18 protein-coding genes are annotated in these 25,118 nt (G+C 73.0%); 8 read left to right on the top strand and 10 right to left on the bottom strand.

The window, feature by feature from the left end; all coding sequences use genetic code 11:
* Positions 1 to 99: 99 nt before the first annotated feature.
* Positions 100 to 1,269 carry a PucR family transcriptional regulator gene (locus J8M50_RS48240; RefSeq protein WP_010360333.1) on the top strand — a complete coding sequence of 390 codons (1,170 nt, stop codon included), beginning with the start codon at positions 100 to 102 and terminating at the stop codon, positions 1,267 to 1,269.
* 3 nt (positions 1,270 to 1,272) lie between these two features.
* Here J8M50_RS48240 and J8M50_RS48235 read toward each other — a convergent pair whose 3' ends face one another.
* The 6 genes from J8M50_RS48235 to J8M50_RS49600 all read right to left on the bottom strand — a co-directional run bounded on the left by J8M50_RS48235 (position 1,273) and on the right by J8M50_RS49600 (position 8,619).
* Complete coding sequence (locus J8M50_RS48235; RefSeq protein ID WP_010360334.1) at positions 1,273 to 1,827, bottom strand: hypothetical protein; 555 nt, start codon at positions 1,825 to 1,827, stop codon at positions 1,273 to 1,275.
* Entirely contained in the window at positions 1,824 to 3,173 is a 1,350-nt protein-coding gene (locus J8M50_RS48230) for a hypothetical protein (protein ID WP_010360336.1), read from the bottom strand. Before J8M50_RS48230 ends, J8M50_RS48235 begins: the two co-directional genes overlap by 4 nt.
* Complete coding sequence (locus J8M50_RS48225) at positions 3,170 to 3,970, bottom strand: ABC transporter ATP-binding protein (protein WP_010360337.1); 801 nt, start codon at positions 3,968 to 3,970, stop codon at positions 3,170 to 3,172. The genes J8M50_RS48230 and J8M50_RS48225 overlap by 4 nt, the downstream gene beginning before the upstream one ends.
* Positions 3,964 to 4,773: a zf-HC2 domain-containing protein gene (locus J8M50_RS48220; RefSeq protein ID WP_010360340.1), complete on the bottom strand. Its 810-nt coding sequence runs from the start codon at positions 4,771 to 4,773 to the stop codon at positions 3,964 to 3,966. Before J8M50_RS48220 ends, J8M50_RS48225 begins: the two co-directional genes overlap by 7 nt.
* Complete coding sequence (locus J8M50_RS48215; protein WP_010360342.1) at positions 4,770 to 5,330, bottom strand: RNA polymerase sigma factor; 561 nt, start codon at positions 5,328 to 5,330, stop codon at positions 4,770 to 4,772. The genes J8M50_RS48220 and J8M50_RS48215 overlap by 4 nt, the downstream gene beginning before the upstream one ends.
* Positions 5,331 to 5,433: 103 nt before the next feature.
* Positions 5,434 to 8,619, bottom strand: a complete 3,186-nt coding sequence (locus J8M50_RS49600; protein WP_010360343.1) for an alpha-L-rhamnosidase — start codon at positions 8,617 to 8,619, stop codon at positions 5,434 to 5,436.
* Positions 8,620 to 9,014: 395 nt separating this feature from the next.
* Here J8M50_RS49600 and J8M50_RS48200 point away from each other — a divergent pair, with 395 nt between their 5' ends.
* Positions 9,015 to 9,653: a TetR/AcrR family transcriptional regulator gene (locus tag J8M50_RS48200; RefSeq protein ID WP_010360344.1), complete on the top strand. Its 639-nt coding sequence runs from the start codon at positions 9,015 to 9,017 to the stop codon at positions 9,651 to 9,653.
* 26 nt (positions 9,654 to 9,679) lie between these two features.
* Positions 9,680 to 10,045, top strand: coding sequence for a hypothetical protein (locus J8M50_RS48195; RefSeq protein WP_010360346.1), 366 nt, complete (start codon positions 9,680 to 9,682; stop codon positions 10,043 to 10,045).
* Positions 10,046 to 10,070: 25 nt separating this feature from the next.
* On the opposite strand, the gene J8M50_RS48190 is transcribed toward J8M50_RS48195, so the two are convergent.
* Entirely contained in the window at positions 10,071 to 10,913 is an 843-nt protein-coding gene (locus tag J8M50_RS48190) for a helix-turn-helix transcriptional regulator (RefSeq protein WP_010360347.1), read from the bottom strand.
* 139 nt (positions 10,914 to 11,052) lie between these two features.
* Between J8M50_RS48190 and J8M50_RS48185 the strand changes: the two genes are divergently transcribed.
* A complete protein-coding gene (locus J8M50_RS48185) occupies positions 11,053 to 11,832 on the top strand; it encodes an NAD(P)H-dependent oxidoreductase (RefSeq protein ID WP_010360348.1) in 780 nt (259 codons plus the stop codon).
* Here the strand turns inward: J8M50_RS48185 and J8M50_RS48180 are convergent.
* Positions 11,751 to 12,962, bottom strand: coding sequence for an MFS transporter (locus J8M50_RS48180; protein ID WP_010360349.1), 1,212 nt, complete (start codon positions 12,960 to 12,962; stop codon positions 11,751 to 11,753). The genes J8M50_RS48185 and J8M50_RS48180 overlap by 82 nt on opposite strands.
* Before the next feature lie 54 nt (positions 12,963 to 13,016).
* On the opposite strand from J8M50_RS48180, the gene J8M50_RS48175 reads away from it, so the two are divergent.
* Positions 13,017 to 13,778, top strand: a complete 762-nt coding sequence (locus tag J8M50_RS48175) for an AraC family transcriptional regulator (protein ID WP_010360350.1) — start codon at positions 13,017 to 13,019, stop codon at positions 13,776 to 13,778.
* Here the strand turns inward: J8M50_RS48175 and J8M50_RS48170 are convergent.
* Entirely contained in the window at positions 13,730 to 14,710 is a 981-nt protein-coding gene (locus tag J8M50_RS48170; RefSeq protein ID WP_010360351.1) for an NAD-dependent epimerase/dehydratase family protein, read from the bottom strand. The genes J8M50_RS48175 and J8M50_RS48170 overlap by 49 nt on opposite strands.
* Before the next feature lie 271 nt (positions 14,711 to 14,981).
* Between J8M50_RS48170 and J8M50_RS48165 the strand changes: the two genes are divergently transcribed.
* Genes J8M50_RS48165 through J8M50_RS48155 form a run of 3 tightly spaced genes read left to right on the top strand, consistent with a single transcriptional unit; the run spans position 14,982 to position 22,879 of the window.
* On the top strand, positions 14,982 to 16,541 hold the full coding sequence (locus J8M50_RS48165) for an acyltransferase domain-containing protein (RefSeq protein WP_010360352.1): 1,560 nt from the start codon (positions 14,982 to 14,984) through the stop codon (positions 16,539 to 16,541).
* A complete protein-coding gene (locus tag J8M50_RS48160) occupies positions 16,538 to 22,096 on the top strand; it encodes an SDR family oxidoreductase (protein WP_010360353.1) in 5,559 nt (1,852 codons plus the stop codon). The genes J8M50_RS48165 and J8M50_RS48160 overlap by 4 nt, the downstream gene beginning before the upstream one ends.
* A gap of 9 nt (positions 22,097 to 22,105) precedes the next feature.
* On the top strand, positions 22,106 to 22,879 hold the full coding sequence (locus J8M50_RS48155; RefSeq protein WP_010360354.1) for an SDR family NAD(P)-dependent oxidoreductase: 774 nt from the start codon (positions 22,106 to 22,108) through the stop codon (positions 22,877 to 22,879).
* A 1-nt stretch (position 22,880) separates the two neighbouring features.
* On the opposite strand, the gene J8M50_RS48150 is transcribed toward J8M50_RS48155, so the two are convergent.
* Entirely contained in the window at positions 22,881 to 24,776 is a 1,896-nt protein-coding gene (locus J8M50_RS48150) for a protein-arginine deiminase domain-containing protein (protein WP_178865642.1), read from the bottom strand.
* Between the last annotated feature and the right edge of the window lie 342 nt (positions 24,777 to 25,118).

Raw genomic sequence — 25,118 nt, 5'->3', positions numbered from 1 at the left:
CCCACGGCCTCCACACTCTTCACGCCTTCACCCTGACTGACAAACACAGGTCCGGTTTTCTCCTATGACCCTCCCGCGCGCCGATGGCATGCTCGCGCCATGGGAGGTCTCTTCACCGAACTGGCCCGCCAGGCACCGGCCAACGCCCGTCGCGAGGTCGAGGCGTACACCCGCGAGATCCCGGAGTTCGCCTCCCTCGACGCCGACTCCCGGGGGAAGGCCCAGACCCTGGAGTACTCGGTGTGGTTCAGGCGACGCACGGTCGAACTGGCCCCGGGCAACGGGATGTTGACCGACAGCGATCTCGACCACATCGCGTCGATGGGTGAGTTGAGGGCCGGTACCGGCATGTCCCTCACGTCGCGGCAGGGGGTGCTGCGCGTGCACGCCGAGCTGATGCTGCGCGAGATCGACGAGGCGACGCGGGCCCGCAGCGACGGGAGCCTCGACGAACTCATGGGCGTCATGGGCTGGTTCGCCCCGCAGGGCGAGCGCGGCATCGACGCCTACTGCCGGGGGTTCGTGACGGCGCTGCGCCGACGGCTGCCGTACGTCGCCCAAGTCGCGCTGCTCACCAAGGCGTTGCTGGCCGAGGACCCGGTGGCGAAGGAGCTGGCGCGGGTCGCCGGTGTCGAACTGGCCGACGCCTACGAGGTGTCGGTGGTCCGGGTGCCGGACCGGCCCGGCGACGAGCGGGACCTGGACGCGGAGGTCGAGGCCCTGGCGAGGGCGCACCGGGTGCCGCTGTGGTGGCGTCCCGCTGCGGCGGGCCGGGGCGGCGAGCTGATCGCGCTGACCCCCGAGGGCCGTGAAGTCGCCGTCCTGGTACGGGACTTCGCCGAGGCGCTGGGCCACCCCTGCGCGGCCGGCACCGCCGGTGGGCCGGTTCTCGCCGACGCCCTCGACCGGGCCCGGCACATCAGCCGTACGGCGCCTCTGCGCCGGGCGCCGGACCGGCTACGCCCTCACACCCTCGCGGACGTCTTCGTCGAACTCGCGGTCGCCGACGCCCCGTTCACCGACGCCTGGCTCCGGCAGGTGGCCCGGCTCCTCTCGCCCGGCCCCGACCTGCTCCTGACGCTCGACGCGTACTACCACTGCGACATGAACCGCGCCCTCACCGCGAGCACCCTCAACGTCCACCCCCGCACCCTGGACTACCGCCTGCGCCGGGTCCGCGACCTCACGGGCCTGGACCCGGCGTCGACGCGGGGTGTGCGGGTGCTGAGCACGGTCGTGACGCGGGATCTGTCGGGGGCGTGGAGCTGAGAGTCACCCTCGCCGGGACGGTCCCGCCAGCGCGTACGCCGTGACCCCGGTGACCGTGAGGACCAGCGCGGTCCAGGCGGCTGCCGTCGAGTCGGGCGGCAGCAGGAGCCAGGAGACGATCCGGGTCGCCGTGCTCGTCGGGGGCGGGGCGACGAACGCGAGGGCGAGCCAGGCGAAGGGAAGGGCCCAGGCGTGGTGGGCGCCGTGGAGGGCGGCGCCCAGGGCCGCCAGACCCATCAAGCCCGCGCTGTCCCGGGCGATCAGGGCGACGGGCGTTCCCGTCACCAGGACGGCCGCTGCCAGGAGTGCGGCGGCGAGCAGGACGTGGGCGGCTCTGCGGGTGGTCCAGCGGATCGCGGCGGTGCGGTCGAGGGCGGGGTCCTGGCCGCCGAGGCCGGTGGAGGCGGCCATCGCGCCGGTCGCGAGGGCGAGAGTGGTCAGGCGCGGGTCGCCGGTGCCGTCGCGGGTGAACGCCCAGGCCAGGACCGTACCGACCAGGATCACGGCGAGCGTCGCGGGGACCTGGCGGGAGCGGGCGTACAGCGTCAGCCATCTCATCGGGCCCCGCCCTTCAGCGCCTCGAACGGCTCGCCTTGGCAGCTGTACGCCGCCGTCCGCATCGCGGCGATCCGCGCGAGCTGCTCGGGATACGGCCGTGCCTTCAGTTCCCGCCACGCCGTACGCGCCTCCGTGTCGGCCGAGGGTTCCAGGCTCCCCAGCGCCCATCCCACCGCGACGGTCCGGGCGATGTCCTCCTCCCCTATGCCCTGCCAGCCGACGGGCGTGCAGCCGGGGACCATCCCCAGCCCGATGAGCGCCCGGGTCAGAGCCTCGCCCTTCTCGGCGGTGAGGGTGTCGAAGTCGACGAGGACGGTGTCGCGGGACCAGCGGGGTGTGGAGCCCTCGGGCAGGAGCGTCGTGTTCTCGCGTACGGCGGCCGGCGCGCTGTCGCCGAGCGCGGTGTGCAGGCGCCGGAGTGCTTCCTTGCCGGGGCCCGCGAGGTCGGTGAGGCGGTCCCGGTGGGTTCTGGTGACGCAGACGGGGCCGTCGCAGACCGGCGCGGCGGCGGCTTTGTCGACGACGTACATGCGGCCCGGGTCCGTCGGCAGGACCAGCAGGGCGAGGGCCGTGCAGGCGAGGGCCGGGGTGAGGGCGAGCAGGCGGGTGCGGCGGGTCGTCGCGATGAGCAGGGCGAAGCCGGTGGCCGCGAGGCCGAGGAACCACAGGGTCTGGCCGAGGTCGACGGCGCCGGAGAGCGTGACGTAGGCGGCGCGGATCTCGTCGGTCGCCGGAGAGAGGAGGGAGAGCCGGTTCGGCCGGGAGACGGGGAAGCCGTCCGGTGTGGTCGTCCGCGTGCGGCCGAGGGACATGTGCAGGAGCGTCGTGAACGCGAACGCGCCGACGGCGAGGGCGGGCGGGGTGAGCGGGGAGGGCAGGGTGCGGGCGATGCCCATGCCGAGGACGGCTCCGGCGGCGAGGGCGAGGACGGCGACCAGGGAGACGGGGAGCCAGCCAAGGTGCGCATAGGAGGCGTGGGCCAGGACCTGGACCCCGCCGACGAGGACGAGCAGCGTGAAGCCGACGGCCAGCGTCGCCGCCGTCGTACCGGCCTGGAGGGCGGCGCGGTGCCAGGCGGGGCGCGAGGTGCTCGTCAGGAGTTCGGACATGGTCGAGCGGTGGTCGCGCAGGCCCTGGAGGGCGCCGATGCCGACGGCCAGGGGCCACAGGTAGAAGAGGAGGGAGCGGGTCCACAGGGCGAGGGGCGTCCACTGGGCGGTCCACGCCGTGGTGCCTCTCCACCAAGCGGTGTCGGGGAGGTGGAGGAAGGCGAGCGAGGTCGTGAGGACCAGGGCGCCGGCCCAGGGGGCGGCGGAGCGCTTCAGTTCGGTGCGCAGGACGTTCACCAGGAGCCCTTCCCTCGTCCGGAGTGCTGGAGCAGGGCGGAGTAGCCGCGTTCGAGGGGGCTGTCGCCGATGTGGTCGGGGCCTCCCGCTGCGGCGAGTTCCTCGGGGGTGCCCTGGATGACGAGGCGTCCTTCGTCGAAGAGGACGACGCTGGTGCAGGCGGCGGCCACGTCCTCGACGAGGTGGGTGGAGACGACGACACAGGTGTCCTGGCCGAGTTGCTGGAGGAGTTCACGGAAGCGCAGGCGCTGGGCCGGGTCGAGGCCGACGGTGGGCTCGTCGAGCAGCAGGAGCGCCGGGTCGTTGACGATGGCCTGCGCGATGCCGACGCGCCGCACCATCCCGCCGGACAGCGTCTTCATACGCGAGTCGGCGCGGTCGGCGAGGCCGACGCGTTCCACGGCGCGCTGCACGGCGGCCGGGACGTCGGCCTTGGGCACCTCCTTCAGCCAGGCCATGTACTCGACGAACTCGCGGACGGTGAACCGCTTGTAGTAGCCGAACTCCTGCGGCAGATACCCGATCCGCCGCCGCACGGCCCGGTGTTCACCCCGTTCCCCCACGGACTCCCCGAGCAGTTCCAAGGTGCCCTCGGTGGGCCGCAGGACGGTGGCCAGGGCCCGGATGAGGGTGGTCTTCCCGGCCCCGTTCGGCCCGAGGAGACCGTGCACTCCGGTCCCGAGCGACAGGTCGAGGCCGTCGACGGCCATCCGGTTCCTGCCGACCCTGACCTTCAGCCCGGTGGCCCGGATCTGCCAGGCGTACACCGTCGGCGCGATGTCGGACGCGCTCACCATGACGTGTTCCTTCCCGAGTTGGCGTACGCCCTGCGGCGCACGATGACGACACCCACGCCGGCGGCGAGGACGATCCCCCACACCGGCATCCCGCCCGTCCCCAGGACGACGGTCGTACGGCCGACGGCCAGCGCCGGCGCCACCACTCCCCCGGCCCACCCGGCGGCGAGCGCGACGGCGGCCCGGGTCACCCCGACGACCCCGCCGAGCGCCAGCGTCGTGGAGGTGAGCGCGAGGCAGGGCAGCAGCCACTGCGCGGCGCTCGCCCCGGTCGCCCAGCCGCACAGGAGCAGGACGGGGACGACGACGGCGAGAACGGACGCGGTGCGCCGCAGCACCAGGTAGAGCCCGGACCTCGGGGTGGAGGCGGTGAGTTCGTACGCCGGGTCCAGGCCGCGCGACCAGGACGCGGCGACGCCGAGGACCGGCAGGACGGGGGCGAGCAGCAGGACGAGCGAGACCCGGCCCGCGCCGGTCAGGTCCAGGAGCAGGGCGATCAGGGTGACGCTGACCGCCATGGCGAGCCAGGGGACCATCGCGGGGGTCAGCCAGCGGGCGAGGCGTGCCGTGCGGCGGCGGGGGGCGGGCGGTGGGGTGAGACGGGGTTCGAGGCCGGCCCACACGGATTCCGTGAGGGCCGCGACGGCGGGTGCCTGTGTCGTGACGGCGGCCGAGAGCCGATCGCGGCAGAGCCGGCACGTCTCCAGGTGGGCCTCCAGGGCCCACACCTCGTCGGGGGCGAGGTCCGTGTCGCCGCGCGCGTAGCCGTCGACCAGTCGCGTCGACGCGTGGTCCGCGTTCATGTCAGCGCCTTCCGCATCTCGGTCCGGGCCCGGCGGGCGCGGGTCTTGACGGTTCCCTCGGGCAGGCCGAGCAGGACGGAGGTCTCGCGGACGGACAGGCCGTCGAGCACCAACGCCTGGAGGACGTCCCGGAGTTCGGGTGCGAGGCGGTGCAGGGCGTCGCCGACCTCGCCGCCGACGGCCCTGGCGAGCGCCTCGTCCTCGGCGGCGGGTGCCGGGTGGCGCTCGGCGGCCTCGGGCGGGGGTACGGCGTGGTGGGCGCGGCGCCGGAACGCGTCGACGAGGCGGCGCGCGGCGATCGTCCACAGCCAGCCGACGGCGCTCCCGCCGGCCGCCGTTCCGACGAAGGCGCCGGCCGCGCGCCACACCGCGAGGTACGTCTCCTGCATGACCTCGGCGACGATCTGCTCGTCGGCGCAGCGCCTGCGCAGCCGTACGGCCATCCAGGGCGAGGTGCGCCGGTACAGCTCCTCGAACGCGGCCCGGTCCCCGTGGGCGATGCGCCGGACGAGGTGTTCCTCGTCGAGCTCGCCGGGTGGTCTTCCTCGTGCTCTCACACACCCAAGACGCGGGGCGCAGGCGTCAGGTTTTCCTCAAGAGGTGATCCGCGTCACACGCATCGGGGCGCCGGCCGGGGAGACGGACGGCGCCCCGGTGTTCTCAGGAACTCACGCGGGAGACGAACCGGTACGTCCCCGAGCCCGCCCGGTAGACGGCCCGGTCCCCCTCGATGCCCTGGAGGACCGCTCCCCCGCTGGCCGCGGGCGGTGCGCCGCCGCCGGCCGGGACGCGGATCTCGGCGCTGGTGTTCGGCGGGATCACGGCCGTGAGGCGGAAGACGCCTCCCTGGCGCGACCACGCGGAGGTGACCTCGCCGTAGGGGGTGCGGTAGCTGCCTGCGGCCTCGGTGAGGTCGCCGACCGGGCGGGGGTCGATGACGAGGTCGCGGTAGGCGACGGAGGTGTCCGTCTGCCGGATGCCCGCGAGGGCGCTGTGGAACCACTCGTCGATCTGGAGAAGGATCATGTGGTTCTTCGAGTTGAGCAGGTCCCACTGTTCCGGGACGGTCGTCAGGCCCTGGGGGTTGGCGGTGGTGGGGGCCAGGAAGTAGCCGTAGCTGGGGCGGGTGTTCTCCTGGAGGACGTTCCACAGGACGTCGTCGCGGCGCCCGGCGATCAGGGACCGGATCACCGGGGACAGCCCGATCGTCCCGGCGCTGAGGTGGGGGCCGCCGCCGAACGGGTGGTAGCCCTCGATCAGTTCGACCAGCGAGTCGAGCACGCGCCCGCGCTCCGCGTCGGGTACGAGCCCCTCGTCGAGCGCGAGTCCTTGCGCGGCCTGGGTCGCGCCGGCCGTGCCCTGGTCGCCCTGGCTGGTGTAGCGGCCGAGCGCGCTGTTGTAGAAGGCGTCGTTGAAGGCGCGCTTGATGGTCGAGGCGAGGTCGCGGTACTCGCTCGCGTCGCCGTCGCGTCCGATGAGCGCGGCCATCCGCGCCATCCGGTCGGCGACCTGGTGGTAGGCCCAGGTCCCGGTGATCCGCCCGGAGGTGGCCTCGGCGGAGCTCCAGTCGGCGAGGGCCGCGTCGACGATGTGCGCGTCGGCGCCCGTGCCCGCCTTCTTGGTTCGGATGTAGGCCAGGAATGCCTGCATCCGCGGGTAGGCGCGGGCCATGGTCTGCGTGTCGCCGTACGTCCGGTACAGCAGCCACGGCGTGAGGACGATCCCGTCGCCCCAGTTGATCTCGTCGCCGTACCGGCCGAGGTAGCCGTAGTCGTACACGGGCGCCTTCAGCGCGACGTTCCCGATGTTGTCCCCGGCCCGCGACTGACCCTCCACCAGATGGCGCGCCATGGTGCGCAGATAGGCGCCGTACCCGAAGGTGCGGTGCAGGGCGCCGAAGGGCTGGAGGTAGTCGGCGGGGTAGGCGAGTTTCTCGCGGCCGGGGCAGTCCGTGAAGGTGGACATGGTGTTGCTCATGATCGAGTACCGCGCCATGCGGTGGATCCGGTTGACGCGCTCGCTGGAGGTGCGTACGTCCCCTGCGGCGGGGACGTCGGCGTGGACCTGGAGTCCGGTGAGCGTGTCCTCGGTGGGGGTGTACCCGGCGGGGAGGCCGGTGACCTGGACCCACTGCATGCCGAAGTAGTGGAACCGGGGGTGCCAGGTCTCGCCGCCGGGCGCGCCGTACGTGGTGTACGCGTCGAAGACGTCGGTGCCGCGTACGGCGCCGCCGCCCATGACGGAGAGCTGGTTGACCGTGCCGTCGGCGTTGAGGGACTCGGCGGGCCGCATCGTGACGGTCGTCCCGGCGGGGAGCGTGCCGGTCAGGTTCAGTTGGGGCCAGCCCGCGAAGTTCTGGCCGAAGTCGAAGACCCAGACGCCGGGCCGGGGCTGGGTGATGCCGACCGGGCGGAGGCGGGCCGTGATCTTCACCGATTCGGCGATACGCCAGACGAGGGCGGTGGTGAGGTTGGGGGGCGGTGCGAAGCCTGCCGCCGTCCAGTCGACGGGGGTGCCGTCGCGGCGGCGCGCGGCCGGGGTGAGGTCGGCTCCGGGGGTGTTCCAGCCGGGTTGTTCGCGGCGGGCGTCGTAGTCGGAGCCGGAGAACCAGTTGGCTGTGGTCTCGGGGCCGAGCGCGGTGCGCCAGGTGCGGTCGCTGACGATCGCGTGGACCGTGCCGTCGGCGCCGGTCAGTTCGAGGCGGGCGATCAGGCGGGGGGTGACGGCGGCGCCCGCGCTGGGGTCGGTGCTCGCGAGGGGGTTGCCGGAGCCGGTGACCCGTACGCCGGTGGCGTGGGACGCGGTGAGGGCGGGGGTGAAGGTGATGCCGGTGCCGTCCGCGCCCGCCGTGCCGACGGCGGTGATCCTGCGGGACTCCAGGCGTACGCCGCCGTCGCCGGTGTCGACGTTGACGGTGCCGCCGACGTGGTAGCCCGCGACGCCGCTCACCTTGACGGTGGTGGCGCCCGCCTCGGCCGGTGCCACGAGCGTGCCGTCGCCCTTGAACTGGCTCTGCCACCAGGAGTACGGCGCGGTGCGCCCGGTCGCCGGGTTGGTGACGGAGCGGGTGACCAGGGCGGTGCCGTGGCCCAGGGCGACGCCGAGGGTGTTGGCGCCGGGGCGCACGAGGTGCGTCACGTCGTAGGCGCGGTACTCCGTGGAGAGCTGGTAGTTGGAGTTGCCGGGGGCGAGGACCTCGTCGGTGACGGGGGCGCCGTTCAGGGTGACCTCGTGCAGACCGACGCCGGAGACGTACAGCCGGGCCCTGGTGGTGCGGCCCGTCGTCGAGAAGGCGCGGGCGAAGAGCGGGAGGGGCTGGTCGAGAGTGCGGGCGGGGTGGTCGATCCACCGGGCCCTGCCCCAGTCGGAGGGTCTGAGCAGGCCCGTCTCCCAGGTCGCCGGGCTGCTCCAGCCCGTCGTCGAACCGTCCGTGCCCCAGGTGCGGACCTGCCAGACGACCTCCTGCCGCGAGCCCGGCGGCGGGCCGCCCCAGGGGATGTCGTGCTGGGCCGCCGAGCGGACCGTGCCGGAGTCCCAGAGGTACCGTCCCGCCGCCAGGTCCCGTGCGCCGCGCGCGGCGCGGATGCGGTACGCGGCCTGCGTCCAGCCCCGGTTGACGCCCTCCGTGCGCCAGCCGAGCCGGGGGGCGGTGTCGTCGACGCCGAGGAGGCGTCCCGTACGGCCGTCGACGGTCAGGTCCCTGACGGTCGGTCTGGGGACGGCGTCGGACTCGGCGGCCTCCGCCTCGGTGGGCAGGGCCGGAGCGACGGTCAGCGCCACTCCGGTCGCCGCGATACCTCCGACGACCTGTCTGCGGCTGAGGGCGCCGCTCTGCTGCTTGGACATGCGAGCTCCTTCGAATCGGCCGTTCCGGGTGCGTCGCCTCGGTCGGGCCGTACGGCGGGCTGGGTGCGAGTCGTCCAACTCCCCCTTCCCGCAAGCCGGAAGCGATCCCTCCGAGGCTGCCCGGCACAGCGAGATCGCCAAGCGTGACACCTGGGCCCGGAGGGGTGGGTCGGCACATATGAGCCGATCTCCTGACTGCCGTCGCCATTATGCGGAGCGCCTGTCGGTGTGCTGTGGCGACGCGCTGACGAGGTGTGCGGTGTGCTCCGCGGTGATTGCGGCGGGGTTGTGGTGCCGTTGAGGTTGTCCGGTTCCGCCGCCTCGCCCTGCGGGGGTCTTGCGCCGGGTCCGGGGCGGTAAAGTTGGTGGTGCCGTCAAGTTACGAGGAGGGTTCGATGGCGCAGGCCCTGCGGGCGGACGCGCGCCGCAACATCGAGAAGCTGAAGGCGGCGGCCGTCGAGGTGTTCCGCGAGAAGGGGCTGCACGCGCCGCTGGAGGAGATCGCCAAGCGGGCCGGGGTCAGCGCGGGGACCCTCTACAACCGGTTCGGCTCGCGCGAGGCGCTCATCGACGCGGTCGTGCCGGACCTCGCGCAGGACGCGCTGGACCGGGTCGTCGACAAGGCGCTGGCCTGCGCCGATCCCTGGGAGGCGTTCGCGGGGTACGTGGAGGACGTCTGCCGCGTCCAGGCGTCCGACCCCGCCCTGAACGACGTCATCTCCCGGCGGTACGCGGCCGACCGGTTGTCCGTCGTGTGCCGGGTCACCGAGGACCGGGAGCGGCAGATCATCGAGCGGGCGCAGCGGGCGGGGGCGCTGCGGGCCGACTTCACGCGGGAGGACATGCTGTTCGTGTGGTGGTCGACGGCGATGCTGGTCCGCAACACCGGGGCGGTGGCGCCGGATGCGTGGCGCCGCAGCGTCGGGTTCCTGCTGGACGGGTTGCGGGCGGGGGCGGCGCATCCGTTGTCGGTGGGGGCGTTGACGCCGGGGCAGACGGAGGCGGTGATGCGGGGGTTCGGGGAGGCGGGGTGAGGGGGCGGTCGGACTAGGGTGCCGGGATGGACGAGACCCTGCCCGCCGACGTCGCCGACGCGCTGGACGCGATGCTCCGCACGGACGATCCCGTACACGTCGCGCTCCGCGAGCAGGTTCCGCACCTCGGTGTACAGGCGCGCTGCACCTGCGGTTGCGGCACCGCCTACTTCACGCTCGACACCAGCCGCGTCGGCCCCGCCCCCACCGCTCCCGGTACGGTCGTCGCCGTCGCGGTCACGCTCGTCACCGAAGCCGACGACTGGCCGGGCGAGTTGCTGCTCTTCACCCAGGGCGGGTACCTGTCGTGGCTGGAGGTCTGTTCGTGGAGCGACGACATCGAGGTGACCCTCGGCGCCGCGCTCCGCTGGATGCGGGCCGACATTCGGTGAGTCCCCGTACGGATACCCCGGGCCGCTAGGGCAACGGCCGTACTCTGCCGGGGCGTTCGTCGGCGGCGGCGCCGAGGCCCGCGAGTAGGCGTAGGCCGTCCTCGGCCGCGCTGTCGGGTGGTGCCGAGAGCACGATCATCTCCATGCCCGACGCGTCCGGCAGGGCGAAGTTCTCCTGGTGGAGTTCGAGGAGGCCGACCAGGGGGTGGTGGTAGGCCTTGCGGCCGTGGGTGCGGGCGCGGACGTCGGCTCGGGCCCAGAGGCGGCGGAAGCGTTCGCTGCCCATGGACAACTCGCCGATGAGGGACGCCAGTCGGGGGTCGTCGGGGTACTGGCCTGCGGCCAGGCGGAGGTGGCCGACGACGTCGAGGGTGCACTTCTCCCAGTCGGCGTACAGGCCGCGCTCCTTCTCCTCCAGGAAGATGTGGCGGGCCGTGTTGAGGCCCTGGACCGGACGGCCGTAGAGGAGTCCGGCGAGGCGGTTGCCGGCGAGGGTGTTCAGGCGGTGGTCCAGGATGAACGCCGGGGCGTCGGTGACCAGGTCGAGGACGCGCAGGAGTTCCGGCCGTACGCGTCCGCTCGGGGCCTTCGTACGGCGGCGGGGCTGGTGGGCGAGGCGGTGGAGGTGCTCCTGTTCCGTCTCGTCGAGGCCGAGGACGCGGGCGAGGGCGTCGAGAACCTGTTCGGAGGGCTGGGTGGCGCGGCCCTGTTCGAGGCGTACGTAGTAGTCGACGCTGACGCCGGACAGGTGCGCGACCTCCTCGCGGCGCAGGCCCGCGACCCGGCGGCGCCTGTCGACGGGGATGCCGGAGGCGGCCGGGTCGACCCGGGAGCGCCGGGTCCGCAGGAAGCCCGCGAGATCGTCCATGGGCTCCAGTATGGCTTCGGTGCCGGGCGCGAGGGTGGTCCTGCGAATACCAGGAAGTCCGGTCCGACGGTACGGGCGCCCCTGAACAACTCCCGTTCGCGGCCCCAGGATCGAAGGCATCCGATCCGAAGGAGTTCCCGTGAAGACGCTGATCGTCCACGCCCACCCCGAGCCGCAGTCCCTCAACAGCTCGCTCAAGGACCTCGCCGTGAAGACGCTGGAGGGCGCCGGTCACGAGGTGCGGGTGAGCGACCTGTACGCGATGGGCTGGAAGGCCGTCGTGGACGCCGCCGACTACGGCCCCGCCGCCTCGTCCCCGCTGAGGGTGGCCCTCGACTCGGGCCGCGCCTTCGACACCGGCGCCCTGACGGCCGACGTCCGCGCCGAGCAGGAGAAGCTCCTGTGGGCCGACACCGTCATCCTCCAGTTCCCGCTGTGGTGGTACACGATGCCCGCGATCCTCAAGGGCTGGGTGGACCGGGTGTTCACGTACCACTTCGCGTACGGCGTCGGCGAGCACAGCGACACGCACTACGGCGACCGCTTCGGCGAGGGCACGCTCGCGGGGAAGCGGGCGCTGGTGTCGGTGACCATCGGCGGCCCGGAGCCGCACTACTCGCCGCGCGGCATCAACGGCCCCCTGGACGACCTGCTGTTCCCGATCCACCACGGCATCCTCTACTACCCCGGCATCGACGTCCTCCCGCCGTTCGCGGTGCACGGCGCCGACCGGGTCACCGACGCGGACTTCCCGGACATCGCGAAGGCGTGGGAAGAACGCCTGCTCACCCTGGAGTCGACGGAGCCGATCGCGTTCCGGCGGCAGAACTTCGGCGACTACGAGATCCCGTCGCTGCGGCTCAAGGAGGGACTGGAGCCGGCGGGGCGCACGGGGTTCGGGCTGCACGTACGCGACTGACCGCCGGGTTCGGTCAGCGTACGGAGGAACAGCCAGCTCAGCACGGGCATCAGGGCGAGCGGGGCCAGCGCGGTCTGGAGGGACGTGCCGTCGGCGAGCGCCCCGATGCCCGGGCCGGCGAGCCCGCCGACGCTGACGGTGAGGCCGAGGGTGATGCCGCTGGCGGTGCCGACGCGGTTGGGGAGGTAGTCCTGGCCAAGGGCGACCTGGAGGGAGAAGGGGACGTACAGGCCGATCGAGGTGAGGGCCACGAACAGGTAGAGCACCGGGCCCGGTATCCACACGACTCCCGCGACGGATACGGCGGTGAGGGCGTACGACCAGCGGGCGACCGTGACCCGGTCCCAGCGGTCCGCGAGGGCGCCGCCCAGCAGTGAGCCGGCGACGCCGCCGAGGTAGAGGACGGTCAGGGCGGCGGTGCCGGCGGCCGTACCGCCGTCCAGGCGCTGGCGGGCGTACAGGGCGATGAAGGTGCTCAGGCCGACGAAGGTGACCGACCGGAAGACCACGGCGAGGGACAGTTTCACGAAGGAGGCGGTGTCGTCGTGGCCGGGCCGGACCGCCGTACCGGGTCCGGCGGTCCGCTTCTGGAGGGCGTGGACCACGGGCAGGCACAGGGCGGTTCCGGCGAGGGCCGGGAGGACGAGGAGGGGTGTCCAGCGCAGTCCGCCGGTGGCGATCACGGCGGTGACCATGAGGGGGGCGAGGGCGAAGCCGATGGTGCCGCCGGTGGAGAACCAGCCCATCGCGCGGTGACTGCCGTCGGCGACGAGGCGGGCGACGCGGGCGGACTCCGGGTGGTAGGCGGCGACGCCGATGCCCGAGAGGGCGACGGACGCGAGGGTGAGGGGGTAGGAGCCGGTCAGCCCGCTGAGCGCGATGCCGAGGCCGCCGAGGAGAGTGCTCACGGGGAGCAGCCAGGGCATCGACCGGCGGTCGGTGAGCACGCCGAACACCGGCTGGGCGACCGAGGACAGCAGGGAGGCGGCGAGGACGATGCCCGAGGCGACGGCGTACGTGTAGGAGCGCTCGGCGATGAAGAACGGCACCAGGGCGGCCACCGCGCCTTGGTAGATGTCGACGCAGGCGTGGCCCACGGACAGCAGGACGATCGAGGTGTTCCTTCGCATGCCGTCATGCTCCGGGCCGGGCGTACTGTCGCGCTTTCGATAAGCTGCCAGGTGATGACGGAAATCCGCCACGATCCGGTGGCCCCGACCCGCACGCAGTGGCTGGCGTCCGGCGCGGAGATCGACGCGCACCGGCACGACGACCACCAGATCGTCTACGCGGGCCGTGGCGTGCTGGCCGTCACGACCGGCGCGGGTTCCTGGGTCGCCCCGGGGACGCGCGCGATCTGGGTGCCCGCCGGGACGGTGCACGCGCATCGGGCGTACGGCGAACTCGACCTGCATCTGGTGGGGTTGCCCGCCGCCGAGAACCCGCTCGGCCTCGACGCGCCGACCGTCCTGGCCGTCGGTCCGCTGCTGCGGGAGCTGATCGTCGCCTACACCGGCGCCGAGGACGACGGCAGTCCGGAGCGGGCCCGGCTGCGTGCCGTCCTCCTCGACCAGCTCCGTGCCTCGCCGCAGCAGCCGCTGCACCTTCCGGCGCCCACCGCTCCCCTGCTGCGCAGTCTGTGCGGCATCCTCCAGGCCGACCCCGGCGACAGCCGTACCCTCGCCGAGCTGGGCCGCGAGGTCGGTGCGAGCGACCGGACGCTGTCCCGGCTCTTCCGCGCCGACCTCGGCATGACGTTTCCGCAGTGGCGCACCCAACTGCGGTTGCACCACGCGCTGGTCCTGCTGACCGAGCGGGTTCCGGTGACGGCGGTCGCGCATCGGTGCGGCTGGTCCTCCGCGAGCACGTTCATCGACGTCTTCCGGCGTACGTTCGGTCACACGCCGGGATCGGACAGCGGGCGGGCGACCTTCAGCCGGTCGTGATCGATCAGCCAGCGGACGGATTCGAGGACGGCGGTCTCCGGTTCGTAGTGCGGGGTGTAGTCGATGAGGGTTCTGGCCTTCTCGATGGTGAGGCAGTGGTTGCGGTGGAGGTGCTCCCAGCTGTTCTGGGCGTGGTCCGGGGTGGTGGTCGTGCGGAATTCCTCCCAGATCACCGGCTCCAGCGTCGCCGTCCGGCCGAACCAGCCGGCCGCGATGTTCGCGTAGCCGCGTACGGTCAGCGCGGTGGGGGCGACCACGTTGAAGTCCTCGCCCGCCGCTGCGTCGCGGTGGTCGATGGCCCGTTCGAAGGACTGGGCGACGTCGTCGGCGTGGACGTGGTGCATCGACTCGGCGCCGATGCCGGGGATCTTCAAGGGGTGTCCGGCGGAGAGGGTGTACCAGACGGTGGGGTCGAGGTTGCCCAGCGCGTTCACGGGTTCCCAGCCGGGGCCGACGATGTGGCCGGGGTGCAGGGAGGTGGTGACGAGGCCGCCGTTCGCTGTCTCCGCCTTCAGCATCCGGGCGATGCGGTCCTTCTCGATGCCGTACTCCCCCACCGGGGGTGTGCCGCTGGTCTCCGAGATCGGGAGTTTGTCGCTCGGGCCGTAGCGCCACAGGGTGCCGCAGTGCAGGAGGTGTCCGGTCGCGCCGCGCAGCCGCTCGACCAGGGCCGTCGCCGAGTCCAGGGTGAAGCAGACGAGGTCGACGACGACGTCCGGGGCGAGGGCGGCGACCCGGTCGCCGAAGGTGCCCTCGGTGTCCTCCTGTTGCCGGTCGGCGACGACCTGCCGTACCTGGCCCCATTCGGGAGCGTCGGCGTAGGCGGTGCTGGTGCCCCGGCTGATGTTGATGACTTCGTGGCCGGCCCGTACCAGACGGGGTACGAGGAAGGTGCCGATGTGGCCGCTTCCGCCGATGACGACGACTCGCATACGTCTCCTCTTCATTGCCACGCGGGAAGTGGCTGGGTGGTCCTGCCGGAACCTTCCCGTCCGCTCCGGCGCACAACCTGGTGGGTTCGAGGGCGCCGGGGTCATGGTGTCAACCCTTCGGTGCGTACGCCTGGTGCGGTGAATCGCGCTCCGGTGAAGGCGCCCTACACGCACCCCGCAGGCGGCACGGAGCATGACAACCGGTTCCCAGGATCTTCAGCGGGCGGCGTGTCCGGCGTGCGCCCCTTTCCGTGTCTGCCGAGGGGTGTCCATGTCTCTGTGTATCGTGCTGTTCCCTGGTCAGGGGGCTTATGTGCCGGGGGCGTTGAGCGCTCTGGCCGAGGCGGAGCCCGTGGTGGGCGAGGTGCTGGCAGAGGTCGACCTGGCTGCTGCCGGGCTGGGGCACCGGCCCGTGTCGCGGTTACTCGTGGACACGGGGGCGCCCACGCTGGGGGAACTCGTGGCGAGTGCGCCGCAGGACCTCCATCTGGCGATCTTCGCGTCCGAGATGGCGTTGTTCCGGCTGCTCACCGAGCGGCTGGGGGTACGGCCCGACGTGCTGCTCGGGCACAGCTTCGGGGAGCTGGTGGCGCTCGTCGCGGCCGGTGCGCACGATCTGGAGCACGGGGTCGCGCTGGTGGCGGCGCGGGACAAGGCGTTCGCGGCGTGTCCGCCGCAGGCCGGGGGGATGGTGGCGCTGGAGGTCTCGGCGGGGCGGGCCGGGCATCTGCTGGCGGCACTCGCGGAGGGGGAGGTGTGCGTGGCGGCGGACAACGGGCCCCGGCAGTGTGTGGTGTCCGGGCCCAAGGAGGCGGTGGGGAGGGTGCGCAAGGCGGCGGAGGCGGTGGGGATATCGGCGACGGAGTTACGGGTGCCGTATCCGTTCCACAGTCACGGGCTCGCCGGGGTCGCGCACGAATTCGCCGTGCGGGCCGGGGAGTTGGCGCCGCGTCCGCTGCGGTACCGGTTGTACTCGGCGATTCTGGGGCGGTACTTCGGGGACGACGCGCATGCGGCGCTGGTCGCGGGGCATCTCGTACGGCCCACCCGGTTCGCGGACGCGGTGCGGGCGTTGCACGCGGAGGGGGCGGAGGTGTTCGTGGAGTGCGGGGCCAAGGGGGTGCTGAGTGATCTGGTGACGGGGATCGTGCCGGGGGTGCGGGCGGTGGCGCCGCTGCGGAGGCGGGTGGGGGTGCGGGAGTTTGTGGGGGCGTTGGGTGGGCTGGTGTCGGGTGGGGGTGTGGTGGGGGAAACGGCGTTGGAGGGGGTGACGCCGGGCGGGGTGGTGCCGAAGCAGCCAGCGCTGAGGGGGGCCGGGTCGGAGCGACCAGCGCCGAGTGGGCCCGCGTCGGAGGGGGTGACGCCGGAGAGGTCGGTGCCGAAGCAAGCAGCACCGAGCGGGCCCGCGTTGGAGAGGGTGGCGCCAGACGGGTCAGTGCTGAAGCAACCAGCACCGAGCAGGCCCTCGCCGGAGGCAGCCGCGCCGAGGGACGCGGCTTCGCGCCAGCCGCAGACCGTGGTCCCCGCGAGGGACTCCCAGCCCGAGCCCCCAGCCACCCCGACCTCCCTCCCCGGCCACGCCGAACTCGTCCGCGTACTCCGCGACTTGTACGCCCAAGCCCTCGGCTACCCCCCGGACGTCCTCACCCCCGGCGCCGACCTGGAAGCCGACCTCGGCATCGACTCCATCAAACAGGTCGAGCTCTTCTCCCAGGCCCTGGAGCGCTACGGCCGCCGCCTCCCCCCGGACGGCAGCCGTCTGACCAGCTACACCACCCTCGACGACCTGGCGACCCTGCTGCTCGACCTGCCCACGGCGGCGGGCCGATGACGTACGCGGAGATCCCGGCCGCCCGCGACCTGGCGGGACGCGTCGCGCTGGTGACCGGCGGCGGCAAGGGCGTCGGCGCGGCGATCAGCCGTGAACTGGCCCGGCACGGCGCCCATGTGATCGTGAACTACTTCCACTCCCCCGGCCCGGCGCAGGAGACGGTCGCGGCGATCCGCGCGGCGGGCGGCTCGGCCGAGGCGCTGCGGGCGACCGTCGCCAAGCCGGAGGCGGTCGCGGAGATGTTCGAGGCGGTGGCCGACACGCACGGCGGCCTGGACGTCCTGGTCAACAACGCGGCGCGGGGCGTCTTCGCCCGGTACGACGAGCTGACCGACCGCGAGTGGCAGCGCGCGCTGGACACGAACGTGCACGGCGCCCGCTGGTGCGCCCTGGGCGCGGTCCCGCTCCTGGAGAGGCGGGGCGGCGGAACCATCGTCAACGTGTCGTCCATCGGCGCGGGTCTGGCGATGGACAACTACTTCCTGGTCGGGGTGTGCAAGGCGGCGCTGGAGGCGATGACGCGGTATCTCGCGGCGGATCTGGGGCCGTTGGGGATCCGGGTGAACACCGCGTCGGCGGGGCTGCTGGACAACTCCACGGCCACGCTGTTCCCGCAGGCCGAGGCGTTGCGGCGGGTGTACGCGGGGGCGGCGCCGCTGGGGCGGGTGGGTACGGAGGAGGAGTTGGCGCGGCTGGTGGCGTTCCTGGCGTCGCCGCAGTCCGGGTGGGTGTCGGGACAGTCGTTCCTGGCGGACGGCGGTCTGTCGGTGGGGCGGGCGATGCTCACGCCACGGGTCGGCGCCGCTTCGGTCGAGGCGCCCGTGTCGGAGTCGGAGACGGTCGCCGTCGTGGGAATGGGTGTCGTGGCACCCGGCGTCGACGGCCCGGACGCCCTGTGGGAGCGGCTCGTGGAGGGCCGCCCGGTGTTCACGGAGCCGGGGGAACGCTTCACGCTGGACGACTTCTGGTCCGCCGAACGCGGGGCAACTGACCGCACGTACAGCCGAGTTGCGGGCTACGCACACGGCACCGGGGACTTCCTCACCGCCTGGTTACGCACCGCGCTCCTCCAGTGCGGGCCCTCGACCGGCCTCCGGGCGGCGTGCTTCGTCGGCGCGTGGAACGAGGGCAGTCAGCACGTCGAGGAGAGCGTCCTGGTCGAGGCCGTGGCCGAGGGCACCGGCTCCGAGGAGGTCCGCTCGATGTTGCGGCGGCGCTATCCGTACGCCGGTGTCCTCGCCGACCACCTCCCCCTCGCGGCGGCCCGAGCGGCCCTGGAGGGCATCCTCCCCGCCGGTACGCGCGTGCAGATCGTCGACACCGCCTGCTCCTCGTCCCTGTACGCGATCGACCTCGGCGCGAAGAGCGTCCTGGACGGCGACTGCGACGTCGCGTACTGCGGCGGCGCCTTCTCCCAAGGGCCGCGCTACAACGTGCTGTTCGCCCAGCTGAACGGGTTGAGCCGGTCGGGCCGGGTGCGGGCGTTCGGTGCGGACGCGGACGGCGTGCTCTTCTCCGACGGCGCGGGTCTGGTCGCCCTCAAGCGGCTGGACCGGGCGCGGGCCGACGGTGACCGGGTGCTGGCGGTGCTCGCCGGGTTCGGGGCGGCGTCGGACGGGCGGGGCAAGGCCGTCCACGCGCCCAACCGCACCGGCCAGGAACGGGCGTTGCGGCGGGCGCGTGCCGTGAACACGGTGCCTGCGGGGCAGCTCGACTGGGTGGTGGCGCACGCGACCGGCACGCCCGTGGGGGACGCGGTGGAGCGTTCGGTGCTGGAGGAGGCGAGCCCCGGCGTCCTGTGCACCTCGAACAAGTCGGTGGTGGGGCACACCGGTTGGGCCGCCGGGGTACTGTCCGTCGTCCACGCGCTCCAGGGCCTCGCGCACTCGACGGTGCCCGCGCAGGTCCCGTACGACGGGATCGCCCCGTCCGCGCTGCGCATCCCGGCGCACGCGACCCCGCTCCCCCGGCAGCCGGACCGGCCCCGGACAGTGGGCGTCTCGTCGTTCGGGTTCGGCGGCACCAACGCGCACCTGCTCCTCCAGGACGAGTCCACGCCCCGCTCGCAGCCGCCGGTGCTCGACGGGGACCCGGTGGTGGTCGTCGGCTGGTCCGCGCATCTGCCCGGGACGCCGGACGAGGCGGAGGTCTTACGGCGTCTGGCGGCCGGACTCCCTTTGGCGGAGCGGTCGTTCGGGGTGCCGTACCCGGTGCCGCCGGTCGGTGAGGTGCGGATGCCACCGCGTACCGCCGCCGCGATCGACCCGGCCCAGTTGATGGCGTTGCAGGTCGCGGCGCGGCTCGCGGCCTTCTGGGAGGGGCTGGCGGAGACCACCGGGGTGATCACCGCGCACACCGGGGTGCCGGTCAACTCGGCCGACATGAGCGTGCGTTGCTATGCGCGGTCTCTCGACGGCAAGGCCGTGGAGGGGTTCGTCGAGACCGTGCTGGAGCGTACGCCCGCTGCGGACGAGGACACCCTCGCGGGGTTGATGCCGAATGTGGTTCCCGCCCGGGTGGCCGCCGCTCACGATCTGCACGGGCTGACGATGGCCGTGGACACCGGGCCCACTTCGGGGCGTACCACGCTGAGGACCGCGCAAAAGTACTTGAGCAGGGGGGAGTTGGACCTGGCGCTCGTCCTCGGCGCCAATGGCGGGAGCACTCCCCTCTTCGCCCGCCTCCACGGTCTGCCCGAACTCGCCCTCGCCGAGGGCGCTTTCGCGCTCGTCCTCACCCGCGCGTCGATCGCCCGCTCCCGGGGTTGGGCGGTCCTGTCCCCGCTGGACGACCTTTTATCGAACTTCCCAGACCGGCAGGGCTTCGCCACGGACCGCACCTATCTGGCGGCGGACGACTTGATCGACGCGATACGGCAACTGCCCCTTGATGAACCGAGGTTGACCCGCCGTCATACCGTCGCCTGGGTCCTCTCCGGAGCCGTATCGACCCCTACGACACGCCTCGCCCCGGACACCCTCGTCCTCTCCGACTCCACCGTCCCCGAACTCGCCTCCACCTCCCGCCTGTTGACGCTACGACCCGGGGACGACCCTCAGGCGTCCGTCGAGAAGATCCTCGCCGAGAACCCCCAGGGGTTCCGTCACCTCCGTGTCCTCACCGACCTGCGTACGGCTCCTGCTTGGCCCGCGCCTCCCTCCGAGGCCCTTCTCGCCGTGCAGGAAGCGGCGTTCCTCGCCACCCGGGAGCTGCGGGATTCTCTGGTGGACGCCGGGACGCTCGGGGTGGCGGTCCTCACCGGGTCGGTCACTTCGCCGCACGCCCATCTGTTCACCGGGTTCGTGAAGAGTCTCGCGTGGGAGCTGACCGGGTGCACGCCGCTCGCTCTGCTGACCGACGCCGGGTCTGCCGAGGCTGGACTCGCCGCGCTGGAGGGGGAGTTGGGGCGGGCGCGGGAGGGGTTGCCGGTCGTCGCGCACCGGGACGGGGTGCGGCTCGTTCAGCGGCTCCGCGAGGACGATGTGCCGGTCGGGGCTGTTCCGTTGGCGCCAGGGGCGGTCGTGGTGGCGACCGGGGGTGCGCGGGGTATCACCGCCGCGTGCATGATCGGGCTGGCTCAACGGGTGCCGGTGCGGCTGCACTTGATCGGGTCCAGCCGTGTGGAGGACGTGCCGGAGGAGTTGTCGGCCGCCGGGGACGGTGAACTGGCGGGGCTGCGGGCCGAGTTCATCGCCGCCGAGCTGGTCGCGCGGCCCGGGGTGTCGGTGCGGGAGATCAACCAGCGGTTCGAGCGGCTGCTGAACGCTCGGGAGTCGCGGTTGAACCTGGCCCGGCTGCGGGAGTTGTGCGGCGTGGGGAACGTCCACTTCCACACCGCCGACGTGACCGACGCGGCGGCGGTGCGGCGAGTGGCCGAGCGGATCGGGCGCGTGGATCTGCTGGTCAACGGGGCCGGGGTGCATCATCCCGGGGACATCACGCGGAAGGATCTGCCGGGTATGCGGCGGGTGCGGGACGTGAAACTGGCCGGGTACCACCATCTGCGGGACGCGTTCAGCGGGGTGTCGGCTCCCCGGCTGTGGTGCAACTTCGGGTCGGTGACCGGGCTTGCGGGGCTGCCCGGCGAGAGCGACTACTCCCCGGCGAACGACTTCCTCGCGGGGGCCGCCGAAGCGGCTGAGGGCGACGGGGAGTTCACGATCGCGTGGACGATCTGGGACGAGACCGGGCTCGGTTCGGGCAGCGTCGTCCAGTCGTACACCGCGCGGACCGCGCGGCTCAGCAGGATGACGACGGCGGAGGGGGTGGCGCACTTCCTCGAAGAGTTGGCGAGGCCCCGGCGAGACCGACTCGTCACGTTCGTCGGGGAGGCGGAACACACCTCGTTCGACCGCCAGTTCCCCGGGCTACGGGCCTCGCCCGGCCTGCCATCCACCCTCGGGCTACCGCCCGCCCCCGGCCTGCCGGGTTCCTCCGGCCTGCGGGTCTCGCCCGGGCCGTCGGGTTCCTCCGGCCTTCGGCCCACCCCCGGCCTACCGGATTCCCCTGGCCTACAGCCCTCCCCCGGGCTGCCGAGTTCCCTCGATCTGCGGCCCGCCCTCGGCCTACCGGGTTCTCCTGGCCTGCGGACCTCCCCCGGTCTGCCGGCCACTCCCGGCCTACCACCCACCCCCGACCTACCGGATTCCCCTGGCCTGCGGGCCTCCCCCGGGCTACCGGGTTCCTCCGGTCTGCGGCCCACCCCCGGTCTGCCGGCCTCCCCCCGTCTACCGGGTTCCCCCGGCCTGCTCGGCGAGCCGTACGCACCAGGTCGCTGGCCCCTCTCCCTCGACATCCGCACCCACCCCTTCCTCCTGGACCACACGATCGACGGCCGCCCCACACTCCCCGGCATGATGCTGGCCGATCTCGCCGTCCAGGCCGCACGCTCCCTCGCCCCGGAGCTGCCCGTGCGCGCGGTCGAGAACCTCGTGTTTTCCGCGTGGGTGCGGGCACGCGCCGACGGCACCCCGGTGAACTATCGGGTGACGGCCAGAGCCACCGGCACCGCCGACACCCGCTCCGTCGCCGTCCTCGTCCACTCCGACACCGTCGCCCCCGACGGCCGGGTCCTCGCCCGTGACCGCGAGCACTTCCGGGCCGTCGTACGGCTCGGCGGCCCCGCCCCCCTGCCCGTGCCGACCGGCGAGCCCGGCGCGGACTGGGCTCCCGTCGCCGATCCGTACTACGACGACGCCTCGCCCGCCCTCCTCACCGGCGTGTTCCGGGCCACCGAGGACTGGCGTGCCGGTCCCGGTGGAAGCTCCTGCCGCTGGCGTCCCGGCGCCGGGCTCCCCCGGCTGGGCACGCCGTGTGTCCTGCTCGACGGCCTCGCGCGGACGCGGTGGCTGGCAAGGACCGTGGCCGTACCGCACCACGCCGCACGGATCACCCTGTACACCGACGCGGACGACACGTCCCTCGCCCTCGCCCATCCCGAGGGCCTCGTCCTAGCCCACTGCGCCGCGACCGGCGTCTCCACCGCGCGGACCGCCGACGGTCGGGTCCTCGCCCAGATCACCGGCCTCACCGGCACCGAACTCGCCTCGAAGTGAAGGGCCTCCATGGAACTCACCGGACAGACCGCCCTCGTCACCGGCGGCACGCGCGGCATCGGTCTCGCCATCGCCCACCGGCTCCTCGCGGCGGGCGCCCAGGTCGTGATCAGCGGCCGGGACGAGGAGACCGGCCGCAAGGCGCTCGCTCAGTTGGACGCGGGGGACGACGCCGTGCTGTGCGCCGGGGACGCGACGTCCCGGGCGGACGCCGAGCGGGCCGTGGACACCGTGATGGAGCGGTTCGGGCGCCTCGACGTCGTCGTCAACAACGTGGGCGGGGCCTCGGAGTTCGCGACGGTCTCCGAGATCAGCGACGAGGTGTGGCACCGGACGCTGTCGCTGAATCTCGACCCGGCGCTCTACACCACGCGCAGGGCGCTGGGCCCGATGCTCCGGCAGCGGTCCGGGCGGATCGTCAACATCGCGTCGATGGAGGGCCGGGACCCGGACCCCGGCCTGTGCGCCTACGCGACCGCCAAGCACGCGCTGATCGGGTTCACCCGGGTCCTGGCCAAGGAGGTCGCCGCCCACGGCATCACGGCCAACTGCGTCTGCCCGGGGGCGGTGCTCACCGACTGGGTGCGGGAGAAGGGCCCGGTGGCCGCCGAGGTGCTGGGCACCGACTACGACGGCCTGATCGGGCACTTCACCGGGCGCACCCTGACCGGACGGCTCACCCTGCCGGACGAGGTCGCGGCGGCGGTGCTGTGGCTGGCGTCGCCGGCCGGGGCGGGGGTGACGGCGGCGTCGATCCCGGTGGACGGCGGCGCCACCCTCTGAGCTACTTGCGCGCCCACCAGGCCGCCGACGTGTCCCGCAGGGTGTTCGTCCCGCAGTGCACCTCGCCCATCCCCAGGTGGTACGTGTAGTAGTCGTCGATGTACGACACGGTCATCCCCGCACCGCGGTACGCGGCGGTGACGGCCTCGGTGAAGATGTCCTTCCCGCCGATGACCGGCCCCCACTGCCGGGGAGCGAGGTACCGGGTGCGGGACAGGACGACGCCGTTGACCGCGCCGGGGACGTACGCGCTGGTCGTCACCGTCCCGGCGGCCTTCGCGGACGTCAGCCACTTCCGCTGGCCGTGTTCCTGGAGCCGTTCGGTGAGGTCGGGGCCGACGCGGGTCAGGCGCGGGGCGCGCACGCCGGTCGGCTGGTACTCGCGCAGGTACAGGGCGGGGACGCGGACGACCTCGGCGTCCGTGATCCCCGTCTCGCGCTTGAGGACCGCGAGGTTCGCGGCGATCCGCTGGGCGGCCAGCTTGTTGTCGGCGACGACGTCGCGGGAGGCGAGGGTCTGGGCGATGGTCGCCTTCGGGGCCTGCGCGCCGGACTTGACGGGGACGGAGAACATCTTCGTCGCACCGTGCCCGGCCTGCTGGGCGTCGCGCAGCAGCCGCAGGCCCGCGTCGGGGTCGGCGAGACCGAGGCGCCAGCCGCGCGGGGTGTCGGCGGGCAGGAACTGCACGAACTCGTCGACGTGCCCGACGCCGAGCCACGAGGTGTCGAGGAGCAGCGGGTCCTGGAGGCCCTGGGAGGCGAGGAGCGTCCGCATCTTCTGCGAGGGCCGGACCCCGCTGTCCTTGCGCTCGCCCATGATGATCCGGCCCGCCGGGTAGGCACGGCCCTTGTTCGTGTACGGCGGGATGGTCTCCAGGTTGCCGAAGGAGTTGAGCGACCAGTCCACCGGGGTGTCGGGCTTGGCGATCTGGACGGCGCCGATGCCTGGGCCGCGCAGTTTCTCGAAGAGTTCGCGGCCCGCCTCGCGGTCGGGCTGGGCCGAGCGCAGCATGACGCGCATCGCCTGCCGCTTGCCGCCGGGGCCGGTCATGCTGACGTAGGCCGGTTCGACGAAGTCCTGTGCCCAGGGGTCGTTGTACTTGGTGAAGGTGATGAGAGGCGCGGTGATGCCGGCCTTCTTGACCTCGCCGGCCAGGTTCTTGACGAACTTCGCCTGTTCCTGGCCGTAGAGGTCGTCGTCGTCCCCGCTGATCTTCGTGACCATCACCTGCTGGGCCTTCTGGAGGTGGTGGTGGGTCAGGAGGGGGGCGACGCGCAGGGTGACGGAGTCGGTGGTGGAGCCCTTCGGGGTGGTGACGGTCAGGCGGATCACCGTGCGGCCGTCCCAGGTGGCCTTGTCGCGGATGATGTCGGTGGCCTCGACGCCGAGTTCGACGCCGGTGCGCAGTTCGGCGGCGGTGAGGAGGGTGCGCGGGGTGACGAGGGTCCACTTGCCGGCGCGCTTGAGGAAGAGGTGCGTGTACTTGGCGCCGGTGGTGACCGCGAGGCGGCCCTTGGTGTCGGCCTTCGCGTCGGGGAGGGGGACCGTGCGGACGCGGGCGAGGTCGGCGGCGTCCGCGTCGCCGTCGACCTTCGTGTCGGAGGCGTCGTTGCAGGCGGCGAGCTGGGCGTCGGTGCCTGTGCGGGGGCAGCGGCGGGAGTCGTCGTCGAGGTTCGGCAGGGAGAGCGCGCCGCGCGCGACGGTCCAGGTGTCCTCGCCGGCGGTGTCGCCGGTCCCGGTGACGTCGACCTGCCCGTCCCGGTTCACGTCCGCCCTCAGATCGGCCTGCGGTAGCTGCTCCACGCCGACCGCGACCGGGACCGCGAGCACCGATCCGGCGGCGGCGAGGGCGAGCACGAGTGACCCGGCGGGGCGTATTCGTGTACGACGACGCACGGTGAGTTCCTCTCAGTCGGGGGGTGTCTCCCGACAAGAGGCGAAGAGGTGCCTGTGAGTTGCCTGCGGGAGGCGGATTCCCGGAATTCGACGGGAGTTCGCAAGTCCCCGGGGCCGGTGTCGACCTCGTCCCTCTGCTGGTGGGGCCAGCTCTCGGCGCTGCCGGAGAGGGGGCGCAGCAGGACGACCGCCTCCACGCGCATTCCCTTCGGCGCGGAAATCCGTGGCATCTCAGGCCGCCCCGGAATACCCGTACAGAAAAGGACGATCGGCCACCGACACCGTTTCCTTCGAGGGAATCCGGAACACACTCTGCCGCACGCCCGCAGTGGTGAAGGTGTG

Origin of the sequence: Streptomyces acidiscabies (genome assembly GCF_020010905.1) — a bacterium.
Taxonomy (GTDB): domain Bacteria; phylum Actinomycetota; class Actinomycetes; order Streptomycetales; family Streptomycetaceae; genus Streptomyces; species Streptomyces acidiscabies.
This window is presented reverse-complemented; position numbering and strand designations above follow the sequence as displayed.

Bases quoted from the DNA above. Each gene is read 5' to 3' on its own strand.
- J8M50_RS48220 (WP_010360340.1), bottom strand. From the start codon at position 4,773: ATGAACGCGGACCACGCGTCGACGCGACTGGTCGACGGCTACGCGCGC.
- J8M50_RS48160 (WP_010360353.1), top strand. From the start codon at position 16,538: ATGACGTACGCGGAGATCCCGGCCGCCCGCGACCTGGCGGGACGCGTC.
- J8M50_RS48235 (WP_010360334.1), bottom strand. From the start codon at position 1,827: ATGAGATGGCTGACGCTGTACGCCCGCTCCCGCCAGGTCCCCGCGACG.
- J8M50_RS48225 (WP_010360337.1), bottom strand. From the start codon at position 3,970: ATGGTGAGCGCGTCCGACATCGCGCCGACGGTGTACGCCTGGCAGATC.
- J8M50_RS48175 (WP_010360350.1), top strand. From the start codon at position 13,017: ATGACGGAAATCCGCCACGATCCGGTGGCCCCGACCCGCACGCAGTGG.
- J8M50_RS48200 (WP_010360344.1), top strand. From the start codon at position 9,015: ATGGCGCAGGCCCTGCGGGCGGACGCGCGCCGCAACATCGAGAAGCTG.
- J8M50_RS48170 (WP_010360351.1), bottom strand. From the start codon at position 14,710: ATGCGAGTCGTCGTCATCGGCGGAAGCGGCCACATCGGCACCTTCCTC.
- J8M50_RS48195 (WP_010360346.1), top strand. From the start codon at position 9,680: ATGGACGAGACCCTGCCCGCCGACGTCGCCGACGCGCTGGACGCGATG.
- J8M50_RS48190 (WP_010360347.1), bottom strand. From the start codon at position 10,913: ATGGACGATCTCGCGGGCTTCCTGCGGACCCGGCGCTCCCGGGTCGAC.
- J8M50_RS48155 (WP_010360354.1), top strand. From the start codon at position 22,106: ATGGAACTCACCGGACAGACCGCCCTCGTCACCGGCGGCACGCGCGGC.
- J8M50_RS49600 (WP_010360343.1), bottom strand. From the start codon at position 8,619: ATGTCCAAGCAGCAGAGCGGCGCCCTCAGCCGCAGACAGGTCGTCGGA.
- J8M50_RS48165 (WP_010360352.1), top strand. From the start codon at position 14,982: ATGTCTCTGTGTATCGTGCTGTTCCCTGGTCAGGGGGCTTATGTGCCG.
- J8M50_RS48180 (WP_010360349.1), bottom strand. From the start codon at position 12,962: ATGCGAAGGAACACCTCGATCGTCCTGCTGTCCGTGGGCCACGCCTGC.
- J8M50_RS48240 (WP_010360333.1), top strand. From the start codon at position 100: ATGGGAGGTCTCTTCACCGAACTGGCCCGCCAGGCACCGGCCAACGCC.